Origin of the sequence: Rhodococcus sp. NPDC058521, from assembly GCF_042719695.1 — a bacterium.
In the GTDB taxonomy this organism is placed as follows: Bacteria; Actinomycetota; Actinomycetes; order Mycobacteriales; family Mycobacteriaceae; genus Rhodococcus_F.
Window position 1 is genome coordinate 62,285 of the sequence record NZ_JBHXNL010000011.1, and the last position, 13,999, is coordinate 76,283.

The following is a 13,999-nucleotide window of genomic DNA, read 5'->3' on the forward strand; positions in this document are numbered from 1 at the left end:
TTCTCCTCCGAAGCGATCACACAAGCAGGCAGTGATGCATGCCGCCCTGCGCCCCTGACTTCCTTCGCTGAATCGGATCTGTCAATCGGTCAACTGTCGATCAATCAACGGACACCGTGCCGACTGCACACGCGCCCCGAACCGAACTATCGGTTCGAAACCCCCGATATGTTACAGATCTGCATCGTCATCATTCGCCGGACAACTGGGAGATGATCGGCGCGAACGCGTCCATCTGCGTCGGGAACACTCCGACGTAGGACATGGACGTCTTCTGACGCACCATACGAATCTGATCCGCGATCTCTTCGAAGGTGCCGATTGCCAGGTACGGCGAGTTCAAGATGTCCTCGACCGACAGTTTCGCGTCCGCCTCGATGTTGGGCGGGAATCCCTGATCGATCGCAGCGAGAGCCATCTCGGCGGTCTGCTCGCGGTCGTCGGTGATGACGATCGTGGTGATCGTCCAGTTCAGTTCGATCTCGTCGAAGCGGTCGCCTGCAGCCTCGCGGATACGGTCGACGCGCTCCATCGTCTTCTCGAGGGTGACGCCGGACAGCAGCAGCTTGCCTTCCTTGCTCGTCGGGGTCGCCACCGAGATGATGTCGGCGTACTTGGCCGCGAGAGCAAGCATCTTGGGTCCGCCGCCACCGACGGCGATGGGCGGACGCGGACCCTGACGCGGGCGCGGGCTACCGGTGAGGCCCTTGATCTGGTAGTACTCGCCCTCGAAATTGCACTCCCGCCCGCGAAGCAGGGTGTCGAGGATCTGCAGCGACTCTTCGAGCTTTGCGATCCGGACGCCCGGCCGCTCGTAGTCGATGCCGCCCTTGTCGAACTCTTCCTTCATCCAGCCGGCACCGATACCGAGCTCGAGGCGTCCACCCGAGAGGACGTCGATGGTCGCGGCGTCCTTGGCAAGGATGGCGGGGTGACGAAAGCCGTTCGCGAGGACGGCCGTACCGAGACGGATCTTGTCCGTGGCGACGGCGAGGGCGCCGAGGGCCGCGATCGGGCCGACCTGGTTACCGAGGTGATCCGGAATCATGAAGCTGTCGAAACCGAGCTCCTCGGCCTTCTGCGCGAGCTTCACGAACCGGCGCGCACCACCTTCGTCGGCGTTGCCCTCTCCACCGGCTGCGAATCGGAACTTGCGCAGCGAACTGCCCTCGGCGGAACTCATGTGAATTGCTTCTCCTGTGGTGACGGCGCCGGTTTACCGAATCGCACTCTACAAGGGTCGAAATGCGAGTCGGAGAACGCACTCTACCGGTGAGTAGTGTCCGCCAGCGCACCTTTGGAGCATCTCACAACCACAGTTTGTGACTGCTACTCGTGTGGAGGCGTCGGAGCAGCCTCGATTTTCTCGCCGGCCCAGTTGGCAATCCACTGCGTGGCCGTGGTGCCGGACTCGTCGACGACATAGCTGTTGTACATCGCGTGCACCGGATTGTTGAAGTACTCGAGAAGCCGCGAAGCACTCGCAAGCCAGTTGCCCGGCTTGAACGCACCGGGAGGTGCGTCGCAGATTCCGTCCGAGGGTGCGCAGATCTCGACGGTGCGATCACCGAGTGCACCGAACCCGCCTTCGCGTGGTCCGGTCATCGAAATACCCGGAACCTTCAATCCGGCCAGCGACAGTTCGGCACCGACACCGGCGACCGGCTGTCCGACATTGGTCGCGGCTGCCGGGTCCCGTCGACCGTCCGCGATGAGACCGACACCGAGCACCTGGTCGGCGGGCACCGGCCCGTCACCCGCGCCGATCGACGCGGCGATGTCGCCGGCGATCACCGCACCCTGCGAGAAGCCGACGAGGAGGTAGTTGGTGAGGGGGCATTCCTGGTGCCTGCGAGTGAGCAGGTCCGTGGCAGCAGCCGTGCCCTCGCCGCGGCTGTTGTTGTACGACTCCTGCCCGTCCGGGGGGATCGCCACAGGATTGGAGAACTGCGCCACGTACGGGACGGTGTAGACGTCGGCACGCGACTGATCGAACCGAGCCTGCAAAGGCTGCGTGATGTTGAGCATCAACGACGCAGGATTCGCCGACGGGGCATACGGGTCGTCCGACGAGGCGGACTCCCACGTACCCGGAACGGATACGACCTGGACGTCCGGGCAACTCGCAGGTTGAGCCGACGGACGTTCGGGTCCGGGCGGGGTGGGCGTGATCTTCGTGCCACGGCCGGCCAGAATGTACCAGAGCACGATCGCGACCAGCACGAACACGAGGAACAGCGCAAGCGCGATCACCAACTTGCGCAGCAATCCGCCTCGCTTCTTGCGCGTTCCGCGCCCGGACCACGACATCGTCTACCGCCCTACTTGCAGTACACCGCGTTGGCGGCGTCGATGTAGACCTGCGCCTGTGCGGCCGCATCCACCGGCGACAGTTCCTTGCCCGACGCCGCTGCGTCACTGCCGACCATCGGAGTCAGGAACACGAGCGTCTCGGCATCGGGCTTGCCCTGTTCCTTCGATGCACAGATGAAGTCGCCGGCGCTGATCGCGATCTGCCCGTCACCGGCAGGCGTGAGACCACGATTCTCGAGTTCGTCGAGGAACTTCTGTCCCTCCGCGCTCACCGGAACCTCGGTGGGGCCGGGGAACTCACTGGGCACGGATTCTGGAGTCTCCGGCGGCGCGGTTGCGGCTTCACTGGGACTCGTGACGGGTGACGACGACTTCTCGCCGGCCTTGGACGAAGGCGCTGCACTCTCCGAAGCAGCCGACGTCGTCTGCTCGGGCGTGGACGATGCGGTCGAATCGTCCGATCCACACGCGACCAACGACCCTCCCACAGCAGCGGTGAGAGCACCCACGGCGAGTGCGCGAGCGAAGGTGGTGCGGGTCCGTGAGAACTGCGGCATGAATTTCCGTCCTTGCGTCCAAGTCGTTGTCGATCAACAGGATACAGACGCAGCGCGGACGGCAGCGTTCAAGCTGCCGCCCGCACCGATCCGCTCCGGACCTAGTGAACCTCTGCCTTGTCGCCTATCACGGTGATGTAGCCGAACTGGAAGTTCTGCTGCACACCACCCGGGATCGCGAACTTGTCGCTGATCGGATAACCGATCCGGCCCGCCTCGTAACCCACGCTCTTCCAGGCGTCGAAGATCGGCCCGTTCTCGATCGCCCACGCGCCGGAGAGCGGACTCCAGTAGATGTTTCCGCCCTCGAACTCGTTGAACCGGCCCATGTCGCGGACGGGAATCTCGCTCGTCTTCGGGAAGCCGAGCCACCCGCCCTCGTATCCGAGTTCGGCGTACTTGCCCAAGATCATTCCCTGGACCGCGTTGGTGCCGTTCTTGGGACTGAAGTACATCGCGCCGATCTCGAACCCTTGCACCGCGCCCGGCTTGTCCGGGGTGGCGACCTCGTCGGCAACCGGGTAGCCGAGCGGTCCGGCTTCCCAGCCCTGGCGCGCCCACTCGTCGCGAATCGCGCCGCGGACGGCGTGGCCACCCGTCTCCGGAGTCCAGTAGATGGAGCCGTGCTCGAAGTGGTTGAAGCGACCACGCCCGTCAGGAGTCCCCAGCTCGGGGGTCGACGGGAAGCCGAGCGGGCCGGCAGGACCACCTGCGGCCTGGTACGCGCCACCGACTCGTCCGGCGACGGGCTGCGTCTTTCCGTCCTTGGTGAAGATGCGCCCGAATCGGAAGTCCTGTGCGGTACCGCCCGCAACGCTGTATTCGCCCGTGACGCAGTCGCCGATCCACTGGTTCGCGCCCGCAGTGTCACCGATGGCGCCGCCGACGTTGCACGCCGGCTTGTCGACCTCGACACCCAGTGTGTTCGCGAGCTGCGGCCACAGCTGGTGCAGTTCGAATTGCCAGTACGGCCACGAGTGCGTTCCCGAAGGCCGGTAGTTCACCTGCGCGGGAATGCCGAGCTTGTTGAGCTTGGTTGCGAAGGCCTGCGAGGTGAGACGCGACAGGATCTCGAGACCCATACCGGCGTAGTTGGTGCTGACGCCGGGAATGCCGGAAGGCTGGTCGTACGGACCGGTCGTACCGCTGCCGCTCGAGACGTAGAGGCTGACACCCTTCAGATGTTCCGCCAGGAGGTAGGGGTCGTGCTCCTCCCAAGCCGGGCTCGAAGGCGGCCCCCACATGGCTCCCGAGTCGAATCCGCCAGCGTCCATCATCGCGTACTGGACGGCCTGCGGCATTCCGAGAGAAGTGGTGGTCAACATGCCGGACAGTGAACCGGCGAACTTGAAGAAACCCTGGTTCCTGGCTGCGAGGAACATGGCGGACGTACCGCCCATCGAGAGGCCGACGACCCCGCGCTCCTTGGTGCTGCGCCAGTCGTTCTCGAGAATGGGAGGAAGTTCCTTGGTCAGGAACGTCTCCCACTGGTAGTTCTGACCGTTGTCCTGATCGACCCAGTCCGAATAGAAACTCGACTGACCGCCGACAGGAAGAACGACGTTGACGTTCTTGTCCGCGAAGAAGGCTTCCGCATCGGTTTCGAGAGTCCAACCGTTCTCGTTGTCCTGCGCACGCAGCCCGTCGAGCATGAACACCGAGGGGAACTTCGCGTCGGGCTTCGCGTTCCAATCTCGCGCGAGCAACATCTGGACCTGGATCGGCACCCCCATCGACGGCGAGTTGATCCACAACGCGACCCTGCGATCGGACAGCCAGTCGATGTGATGAATGCTCACACCCGCCGGTGCCTGCGTCGCGACCGGAGCCGCGTGGACGGGCGAAACAGCCGAAACGGTGGCGGTCGACGTGAGGCCGACCGCCACCGGAAGCACCAGTACGGCTGCGAGAGAGGCGAGGGACCGCCTTCGAAGGTGCCGCATCAAATTTCCACTCTCTTTCTGCACACGGCGGCCGCAGGAGTGCGACCAGCGCGTAGAGGTCGTCGAAACTGCTGTACGACCTCACGTTCGGGTTCTTTTTACACGCAAAAGCCCGCAGAGTGGAGTTGCCGCGCTGTTACTACTGATGCATTTGTTATGAAAGTTCCCTAGCCGATGGTGTTGCTGAGATCGCCGGCGAGGTCGTGGATCTGCTGCTCCCAGTAACGCCAGGTGTGGATGCCACGCGCCGGGAAGCTGTAGGTGACGTTCTTGGCGCCGATAGCCGCCATCTTCACCTGGAATGCACGGGAGTTGGCGAGAGCCAGGGTCTCGAGACCCGCACCGGTGCTGGCGTTGAACACGTCCATCGCACTGGTGGGCGCGGCGCCACCCTTGGCCGGGATACCGCTGGCAGCCGAAACCCATACTCGGGTGCCGTTGTCACGGAGACGATCGGCGAACACGAACGGATCGTTGCGTAGCCACGCCGGGGCCCACGGCGGGCCCCACATCGCGTCGACGTTGTAGCCGCCGGCGTCGAGCATTGCGATACGAATGGCCTCACGCATACCGGGAGCCGAGATGTTCAGGTAGCCCGACAGCGAACCGGCGTAGTTGAACTGGTCAGGGTGGTACGCGGCGAGGGTGAGTGCCGCGCTACCGCCCATCGAGAGGCCGATGATCCCGTTGTTGGTCTGCGAGAATCCGAGCTCGTTGCCAAGGGCGTTCGGCAGGTTCTCGGTGAGGAACGTTTCCCACGTGTAGGCACGGTCCTGCTTGTTGAGCGTGGACTTGGTGACCCAGTCGGAATAGAAGCTGGACTGTCCGCCCACCGGCTGGACGACATTGATGTTCTGACCGGCGAGGAAAGCACCCACGTCGGTGTTGATCTCCCAACCACTCAGATCGTCCTGCGCACGCAGTCCGTCGAGCAGGTAGACGACCCGATCGGTGTTGCCGTCGGCTGCATGCCAGATGCGGCTCTTGACGGGCCCCATGTCCGAATCGACCCAGAAGTCCTGGGCAGCCGGGTCGAAGGCTGCGGACGCGGTGGCGCCGCCTCCGATGAGCGTGACGCCGAGCGGCATCGCAACAGCCACTGCGACGGCGGCTGCGACTCGCTTGAGCCATCCGCCTGTTCTCGTGGAACCCCCAACTCGCATGTGAATCCTTGTCTTCCCGCTAGGTCGGTCGGCCGCGGTGAGCGGCTCTACTGGGCATATCCGGACGCGCCCGCGAGCGCGACAAATTCTCAGTACAGACGCCACCCGCGCAGCGTGGCTGCGCGGGTGGCGTCTTGACGGGGATACCTTACCGACTGATCAGTTCATTGCATATCCCAGGTGTCCAAAATGTGGTGATTCACCACAGATCACCATGCGTTGAGCGCGTCCAGGATCTGCGGGCGAGCCTTCCACAGCTCGCCTTCCCAGTACTTCCACGAGTGCGTGCCCCGTGCCGGGAAGTCGAAGTTTGCCGGAATACCCAGCGTTGCGAGGCGAACCTGGAACGCACGGGTGTTGGCGAGAGCCAGCGCCTCGAGTCCCATTCCGTTGGCGGTGTTGTAGTAGTCGATCAGCGACGACGGGTTGTCGTGCGGACCCGGGAGGCCACTGGCCGCCGAGATGAACATCGACAGACCCTGGAGCTGAGGCGCGAACACGAACGGGTCGTTGCGCAGCCACGCCGGGTTCCACGGCGGGCCCCACATCGCGTCGACGTTGTAGCGACCGGCGTCGAGCATCGCGATACGAATGGCCTCGCGCATACCGGGAGCCGAGATGTTCAGGTAGCCCGACAGCGAACCTGCGAACTTGAACTGGTCACGGTGGTAGGCCGCGAGGGTGAGGGCAGCACTGCCACCCATCGACAGGCCGAGCACCGCGTTGTTGTCACGCGCCACACCGAAGCCGGCCAGGTAATCGGGGAGTTCCTTGGTCAGGAACGTCTCCCACTTGTAGGTGATGTCCTGGCCGTTGAAGTTACTCGGCGAGTACCAGTCGCTGTAGAAGCTCGATTCACCACCGACGGGCATGACGAGGGTGACGTTGTCGCCGCCGTACTGCTGCTGGGCGTTGGTTTCGAAGGACCATGCGTTGGCGTCGTTGCGCGCACGCAGACCGTCGAGAAGGTACAGCGCTGCGTTGCCGCCACGCGCTGCCCACTGAACCTGAACCTTGATGTTGCCCATCGAGGAAGGAACCCACAATTCCTGGTATCCGCCCGCGGGTGCCTTGTGAGCAGGTGCGGCAGTTGCCGCAGCACCACCTGCAAGACCGCCGACAACGGGGAGGACCAGCGCCGCAGCACCGACACCGATCAACCGCTGCTTGAAGCGTTCAGACAACCTCGGTCTGGCAAAACGCATGAAAACTTCTCTCTCTTCGTCTGCGGCACACTGCGCCGGAACCGATTCCGCCCCCGACCGACAAAGCCGTTGAACACTTCCGAGATGCCGGGGCGTTCGCCACCGACGACTCATCATTGGGGTACATCGTGCCGAACTTGCCCACCGTTACACAAACGAGACCGAAATGCAGCTTCCATAACGGTCTCGAGACCTGTTGCACACCTACCCCTACATGTGACTAACACCACCCCGCATCACCGTGGTTCAGGATGGGGTGGTGGCAGACCACACCGCTGAATCTCGTAGTCCGGCACACGTTCGAACCGATAACCGGCCAGATCCAGGGCTTGCCGGAAGTTCTGCTTGAACCGCGGCCAGGTCAGATCGGCTCGATACGAGGTGAGCAGTTCCTGAGTCTCGGGGCAGCTGATCGCAACGCGCGCCTCGTCGACCCATTCCTCGTCCAGGAAGAACGGCATCCATGGGTGCCTGTCCACCATTCCGGTGTCGACAACGACCCAGTCCGGGTAGAGATTCTTGTCGTGACCGATGCGGCCGTCGTCCAGGCGCTCGGTGTGCGCGGCGAGCGGGTAGGCGAGACCCATCTGGTCCAGCACGCGAACGTCGAGACCGACGTTCATGCTCGTCATGCCGAGGTTCAGGAAGTAGACGATGTGCTCGGCACCGCCCTCCGGAATCGGGAGCGGCGGTGGCACCACGTACCAGAAGTTGTAATCGGCCGACGGCAACAGCAGTCCGCCGTCCGGGCTGTTCGCAATAGTCTCGGCCATCGCCCGCATGCGCGGGTAGTCGAGGTAGTCGCTCGCCCGAATCGGATGCGCGTGACCGGTGTTGAGGACGTAGAAGGCACGCTCGTCGACGATCCCCGAGCGGCCGACGACGGCCCCCTCGGGCATACCCGTCGTATTCGAGGCGAATGCCGCCCACACCACGGTGCCGATCCACATGACGGCGAGGCCGGCGAATGCGAAGGTGCCCCGATTTCGGCCGAACGTGGGCACCCGCAGCGGAATCACGGCCACCGGGATGAGCAGACAGAACAGGGTCGGGAGCAGAACTCGCCCGTGCATGAAGTCGCCGCCGACGCGCAGCGAGTACAGGCAGAGAATGACACCGCTCGCGAGAACGAAGGTGAGGACGGCTGCCGGGGTGCGGAGCCATGCCCGACGTGACGCCCACAGTGGACCCCTGACCTTTTCTGCGCCATGGACGGTCGCCGCCTTGGGTGCCCGCACCTGCCAGGCGATGATCGCGCCCACGAGCAGAAGCAGCAACGGGAGCCACAGCAGATAGGGGCCGACGAGGTTCCACAGGTAGGAGAAGCCCTGTGACCACTTGGCGCCGCCCGCGTCCTTGGACACGGCGGTGTTGGGGTACGGGAGGGCGTAGTAGCCCATTCGCCAGATCTGGTAGCCGACCGGAACCAGGCCCGCGGCGACCACCATCAGAGTGCGGACCTTCCAGGTCGCACCGGGTGCCACGAAGATCATGGCGAGCGCGAGGGCGGAAAGAATTGCCAGCTCGGGGCGCACGAGAGGTCCGAGCCCGGCTACGAAAGACAGGGTCAGAATCGACGCGGTGGACGGCGTCCTCGGCTCGGTCCAGCGGACGAGAAGCCACCACAGCAGCGCGATCCAGAACACGACAAGGCAGGTTTCGAGCCCCGAGGTGGCGAAGTCGCGGGCAGGCGGAACAGCGATGTACACGAGCACACCGGCCGGCAAGAGCAGCAGCGTGCCACCCGAGCCGAACGTCGTACCGCGGTACAGGCGGGCGGTTCCGAACATAGCGAGAGCGATGGCGGCGGTCGACAGCACCAGGGCGATGGTGAGAACCACGTACTCGAGTCGAACCTGGGTGATCCAGCTGAACGCGTAGACGATGAACGTCCACGCGGTACTGGTGTTGGTCTCCACACGCTCACCGGCGTTGAAGACCGGGCCGTTTCCGGCGAGGAGATTGCGGACCGTGCGGAGCACGATCAGACCGTCGTCGGCGATCCAGCGGCGTTCCCAGGCGCCGAGGAACATCAGGAGTGAAGCCACAGCGACACCAACGAGGAAGACCGCCCGTGACAGGGCCGGCCTCTCGATGGTCTCTTCCGGCTTCCGAGTCGGCGCGTCCACGCCTTCTACATCTCCTATTACGTCAGACGAGGTAGACAGCGACACCGACTACTCCGATCCACGCTATCGCGAGGAGTTGGAGCACCCTGTCTCCGAGTGCGATCTCCTCAGGCTCACCTGCCTGACCCCCATCGACGTCCACCGCGTATCGCAGAATCGCGATCGTGAACGGAACCATGGAGATCGCGTACCAGTTGGTGCCCTTCAGAGCGTCCTGCTCGAACGCCCACAGGCCGTAGCAGAGTACGACTGCCGTTGCGCTCAGCGTCCATACGAAGCGCAGGTAGGTGGTCGTGTAGTTCTCGAGCGCCTTACGAATCTTCGCGCCCGTACGCTCGGCCAGTTGCAGTTCCGCGTAGCGCTTACCGGCAGCCATGAACAGCGAACCGAACGCCATGACGAGCAGGAACCACTGCGACAACGCGATCTCGGCTGCCACACCACCGGCGATCGCGCGCAGCAGGAAGCCCGAGGACACGATGCAGATGTCGAGCACTGCCTGGTGCTTGAGTCCGAAGCAGTACGCCAGCTGGATGCCGATGTACACGGCCATGACGACGGCAAGTTGCCAGTTCGCGATGAACGACAGTCCGATCGAGGCGACGATCAGCGCGCCGGACATGATGTATGCCAGCCTGACCGGGAGCACTCCGGCCGCGATTGGCCGGAACCGCTTGGTGGGGTGCGCCCTGTCCGCTTCGACGTCCATCGCGTCGTTGACCAGGTAGATACCCGAGGCCGCAAGGCAGAAGACGACGAACGCGAGCGCCACCGGCAGCAGCACGTCCGTCTGGGTCGCCGTGCCGGCAGCGATCGGAGCCGCGAGGACCAGGACGTTCTTCACCCACTGGCGGGGGCGCATCGCCTTGACGATGCCACCGGCCAGAGACTTCGGGGGCCCGCTGACGGCAGCCGGTTCCTCGCTCATTTCTCTCCAAACTTCTGCTCGGCCTTCAACACGGCCGCCGCGGACACAGCTCCCAGTGCCGAACCGGCGAGCACGTCGGTCGGGTAATGCACTCCAAGGACGAGCCTGGAAAGCAGCATCGGCGGCACCAACATCGCTGGCAAGGGTAGCCCGGTGAGTTTGCCGATCAGAACAGCCGCCGCCGTTGTGGACGTCGCGTGCGAGGACGGGAAGCTCAATTTGCTGGGCGTGGACACGTTGACCTGGATCGACGGGTCGTCGGGTCGGGGCCTGCGGACGATTCGCTTGATGACGATCGACGCGACGTGCGCGCCGACGGCCCCTACTGCCACGCCGGCCCACTTGCGGCGGCGCGGCTTGTCGATCGCGGCGCCCACACCCGCAACGGCGACCCATCCGAGTGCGTGTTCACCGAAGTGGGACATGCCGCGGGCCGCCTCGATCACCCCTGGCTTGCTGGCGATGTTCGATTGCACCGAGTTCAGGATCGCCACCTCACGCGAGGAAGTCCTACCGAATACCGAAGACACTTTCCCACCTCTCCTTGCTGGTCAGCGCGGGTGCGGCACTCCGGTATTCGTCGGCGAGTTCGGGGAACCTGCGAATCAGTTCGCGACGCAGTTCCGTGGCTCGCTTGAACAGTTCGTATGCCTGCTTGGGGTTGCGCTTGCGGTAGACGACGCCACGGCCGTCGGCGGTGGTCACGGTGACCCCGTCGACCTGCGAGAGCAGGAACCAACGCGCGTCGAGGGTGGGCACGTTGAGCTGCGGGCGCTCGTGATGCTCTTCGTTGGCGGGCTTGACGTTGTGGACGAGGCCCTTGACCAACCGCACGATCTTCGACAGCGGGTTGGTCGGAAGCGACACCGCACCCACTCCGGCACCGGACGGCAGCGGCAGTTCCGTCGACGAAGGCAGAACCACGGCGTCCGGGAACTGCTTGCGCATCGCGTGGACGTCACCGAGAGCTGTGCCGAGTTGCTCCGCAATGTGCTCGGGGCCTGCGAGGAAGTCCTCGATCGCCTTGTTCTGGATGGCCACCGTGGAGTACTCGAGGCACATGAGGTGCTTGACGGTCGCCTTGGTGCTGCTGATGGCAACACCCTTGATGCTGCCGGGAAAGTGCAGCGCCGCGACGACGAGTCGGTTGCGCAGGTGGAAGTAGGCCTGCCAGTCGATGGCGTCGTCCTTGTCACTCCACGCCATGTGCCAGATCGCGATGCCGGGGATCGTGGCGGTCGAGTAGCCGGCCGCCTTCGCGCGGAGCGCGAACTCCCAGTCGTCCCACTTGATGAAGAGAGGCATGGGGAGGCCGATCTCCTCGGCGCACACCCGCGGGATCATGCACATCCACCAGCCGTTGCCGTCGACGTCGATGCGACGGTGCAGGTTCTTCGAGTACTCGCGATCGCTCAGTGGGTACTTGGAGAAATCGTGGTCGTACTCCGCCTTGGGTGCGCCGGTCCACATGACGATGGACCCGTCGACGACCTCGCCCATCGTGTGAAGGTGGCTGCGTTCCTGCAGGTTGAGCATCTGGCCCCCGACGAGCATCGGGGATTTCGCGAAACGCGAGAAGGCGAGTGCCCGAAGGATCGAGTCGGGTTCGATCTCGATGTCGTCGTCCATGAACAGGATGTACGGGCTGTCCGTGGTCTTCAGCGCCTCGTACATGATGCGGCTGTAGCCGCCGGACCCGCCGATGTTGGGCTGGTCGTGAATGGTGAGACGGTCGCCGAGGGCACTCGCGGCCTCCGCATATCCGGGCTCGTCCACGACCTTCTTGGTGCCCTGGTCGGGCATGATCACCGCGTCGATGACGTCGAGGACCAATTCGTCCGATGCGAGCGCCGACAGCGCCTTCACCGCATCCGTGGGTCGGTTGAACGTGGGAATGCCGAGCGCGACTCGCCCCTCCCCCGGGGCCTCGACCGGTGCGAACCAGCCCGCGCTCTCGAGGACCACCTCGGAATCGGTGGTGATGTCGAACCAGATCCAGCCACCGTCCTCGAACGGCTGCAGGCCGACCTCGAACTCGAGGTCGATATCGCCGTCCTCGAATTCACGACCCTCGACGTGAATGCGGGAGCCGTCCGCCTTCGAGCGGTAGACGTCGACCCGGCAGTGGCCGGTAAGCGCGAGACGCAGGACCACCGATTCGAGTGTGGTCCACCGACGCCAGTAGCTGGCGGGGAAGGCGTTGAAGTAGGAGCAGAACGACACCTCGGACTCGGCGCCGATCGACAGCGAGGTCCGCGACAACGAATGTGCGCGACGGTTGTTGGTCCGCGACTCCTCCAGGTACAGGGTGCGCACGTCGAGCGGCTCCCCGGCACGTGCGAGCAGAACTCGCTGCAGCAGTGCCTTGCCCTTGTACTCGAGTTCGTTGCCGGTTTCGTCTGCGTCCAGCAGGTGACGCGCACTCATTCGGTCTCTCCTGCGAGAGCGGCACCGGTCTCGAAGTGCGGTCGAAGCGAGTTGTCGAACATCGACAGCGCACTCGCGATCGCCATGTGCATGTCGAGGTACTGGTAGGTGCCCAGACGGCCACCGAACAGCACCTTGTTGTCGGCCGTCTCAGTCTTGGCACGGCTGCGGTAGGCAGCGAGCTTCTCGCGGTCGTCGGGGGTGTTGATCGGGTAGTACGGCTCGTCGCCGCTCTTCGCGAAGCGGGAGTACTCCCGCATGATGACCGTCTTGTCCTTCGGGTAGTCCCGCTCCGGGTGGAAGTGACGGAACTCGTGGATACGGATGAACGGCACGTCACCGTCGTTGTAGTTCATGACGGGCGTGCCCTGGAAGTCACCGGTCCCGAGAACTTCGGTTTCGAAGTCGATCGTGCGCCACCCCAGCTCGCCTTCTGCGTAATCGAAGTAGCGATCCAGCGGGCCGGTGTACACGACGGGAGCATCCGGGTTCGCGGCGCGAATCTCGTCGCGCACGTCGAACCAGTCGGTGTTCAGACGCACGTCGATGCGCTCGTCCTTCGTCATGTTCTCGAGCCAGGCCGTATACCCGTCGACGGGCAGCCCCTCGTAGGTGTCGTTGAAGTAGCGGTTGTCGAACGTGTAGCGCACGGGCAGGCGCGTGATGTTGCCGGCCGGGAGGTTCTTGGGGTCGGTCTGCCACTGCTTGGCCGTGTACGCCTTGATGAACGCCTCGTACAGGGGGCGACCGATCAGGGAGATCGCCTTCTCCTCGAAGTTGGCCGCGTCCTTCGAGTCGAACTCACCGGCCTGCTCGGCGATGAGCCTGCGAGCCTCGTCCGGGCTGAAGTAGCGACCGAAGAACTGTGAGATCAGACCGAGGCCCATCGGGAACTGGTACGACTGGCCGTTGTGCAGCGCGAACACGCGGTGCTGGTAGTTCGTGAACTCGGTGAACTGGGTGACGTAGTCCCACACCCGCTTGTTGGAGGTGTGGAAGAGGTGCGCGCCGTACTTGTGGATCTCGATTCCGGTCTCCGGCTCGGCCTCCGAGTAGGCGTTCCCTCCGAGGTGGTGACGACGGTCGAGCACGAGTACACGCTTGCCGAGCTGGGTGGCAGCGCGTTCGGCGACGGTCAGCCCGAAGAAGCCGGAACCGACGACGACGAGGTCGTACCTGGAGGCGGTGGTCTCTGTTGTTGCAGCGGTCACGAGCAACCAGGGTAGGCGACCGCATACCCGCTTCGCGTTTCCGGTGCTCGTACCCGCACCGAACGCCGCCGCGGACGCCGAGGGTTGGGCCGATGTTCATCGCGGCGATGCGTCGGGTTGTCG

At 64.2% G+C, this 13,999-nt stretch carries 11 protein-coding genes; all 11 read right to left on the reverse strand.

The genetic code is table 11. The features are described 5' to 3' along the window. Nucleotides 1–190 precede the first annotated feature (190 nt). Nucleotides 191–1,183 carry an LLM class F420-dependent oxidoreductase gene (locus ACFWO3_RS16595; protein ID WP_378579668.1) on the reverse strand — a complete coding sequence of 331 codons (993 nt, stop codon included), beginning with the start codon at nt 1,181–1,183 and terminating at the stop codon, nt 191–193. Nucleotides 1,184–1,329: 146 nt separating this feature from the next. Then, on the reverse strand, nt 1,330–2,310 hold the full coding sequence (locus tag ACFWO3_RS16600) for a cutinase family protein (protein WP_378579670.1): 981 nt from the start codon (nt 2,308–2,310) through the stop codon (nt 1,330–1,332). A gap of 11 nt (nt 2,311–2,321) precedes the next feature. Beyond that, a complete protein-coding gene (locus ACFWO3_RS16605; protein WP_378579671.1) occupies nt 2,322–2,870 on the reverse strand; it encodes a DUF732 domain-containing protein in 549 nt (182 codons plus the stop codon). Between the two features lie 101 nt (nt 2,871–2,971). Next, a complete protein-coding gene (locus ACFWO3_RS16610; protein ID WP_378579673.1) occupies nt 2,972–4,813 on the reverse strand; it encodes an alpha/beta hydrolase-fold protein in 1,842 nt (613 codons plus the stop codon). Nucleotides 4,814–4,980: 167 nt separating this feature from the next. Beyond that, nucleotides 4,981–5,976, reverse strand: coding sequence for an alpha/beta hydrolase (locus tag ACFWO3_RS16615; RefSeq protein WP_378579674.1), 996 nt, complete (start codon nt 5,974–5,976; stop codon nt 4,981–4,983). 209 nt (nt 5,977–6,185) lie between these two features. After that, nucleotides 6,186–7,181 (reverse strand): alpha/beta hydrolase, encoded by a 996-nt coding sequence (locus tag ACFWO3_RS16620; protein ID WP_378579676.1) that lies wholly within the window; start codon nt 7,179–7,181, stop codon nt 6,186–6,188. A gap of 236 nt (nt 7,182–7,417) precedes the next feature. Further along, entirely contained in the window at nt 7,418–9,355 is a 1,938-nt protein-coding gene (gene zomB, locus ACFWO3_RS16625) for a flagellar motor control protein ZomB (protein WP_378579677.1), read from the reverse strand. Further along, complete coding sequence (locus tag ACFWO3_RS16630) at nt 9,333–10,238, reverse strand: decaprenyl-phosphate phosphoribosyltransferase (RefSeq protein WP_378579678.1); 906 nt, start codon at nt 10,236–10,238, stop codon at nt 9,333–9,335. Before ACFWO3_RS16630 ends, zomB begins: the two co-directional genes overlap by 23 nt. Then, on the reverse strand, nt 10,235–10,732 hold the full coding sequence (locus ACFWO3_RS16635) for a phosphatase PAP2 family protein (protein ID WP_378579818.1): 498 nt from the start codon (nt 10,730–10,732) through the stop codon (nt 10,235–10,237). The genes ACFWO3_RS16630 and ACFWO3_RS16635 overlap by 4 nt, the downstream gene beginning before the upstream one ends. 16 nt (nt 10,733–10,748) lie before the next feature. Beyond that, nucleotides 10,749–12,665 (reverse strand): glycosyltransferase, encoded by a 1,917-nt coding sequence (locus ACFWO3_RS16640; protein WP_378579680.1) that lies wholly within the window; start codon nt 12,663–12,665, stop codon nt 10,749–10,751. Then, nucleotides 12,662–13,876, reverse strand: coding sequence for a UDP-galactopyranose mutase (glf, locus tag ACFWO3_RS16645; protein WP_378579681.1), 1,215 nt, complete (start codon nt 13,874–13,876; stop codon nt 12,662–12,664). Before glf ends, ACFWO3_RS16640 begins: the two co-directional genes overlap by 4 nt. Nucleotides 13,877–13,999: the final 123 nt, after the last annotated feature.

Excerpts from the sequence above, each read along its gene's own strand:
- ACFWO3_RS16615 (WP_378579674.1), bottom strand. The coding sequence starts at position 5,976 with ATGCGAGTTGGGGGTTCCACGAGAACAGGCGGATGGCTCAAGCGAGTC.
- ACFWO3_RS16630 (WP_378579678.1), bottom strand. The coding sequence starts at position 10,238 with ATGAGCGAGGAACCGGCTGCCGTCAGCGGGCCCCCGAAGTCTCTGGCC.
- ACFWO3_RS16640 (WP_378579680.1), bottom strand. The coding sequence starts at position 12,665 with ATGAGTGCGCGTCACCTGCTGGACGCAGACGAAACCGGCAACGAACTC.
- ACFWO3_RS16595 (WP_378579668.1), bottom strand. The coding sequence starts at position 1,183 with ATGAGTTCCGCCGAGGGCAGTTCGCTGCGCAAGTTCCGATTCGCAGCC.
- ACFWO3_RS16620 (WP_378579676.1), bottom strand. The coding sequence starts at position 7,181 with ATGCGTTTTGCCAGACCGAGGTTGTCTGAACGCTTCAAGCAGCGGTTG.
- ACFWO3_RS16605 (WP_378579671.1), bottom strand. The coding sequence starts at position 2,870 with ATGCCGCAGTTCTCACGGACCCGCACCACCTTCGCTCGCGCACTCGCC.
- ACFWO3_RS16610 (WP_378579673.1), bottom strand. The coding sequence starts at position 4,813 with ATGCGGCACCTTCGAAGGCGGTCCCTCGCCTCTCTCGCAGCCGTACTG.
- ACFWO3_RS16600 (WP_378579670.1), bottom strand. The coding sequence starts at position 2,310 with ATGTCGTGGTCCGGGCGCGGAACGCGCAAGAAGCGAGGCGGATTGCTG.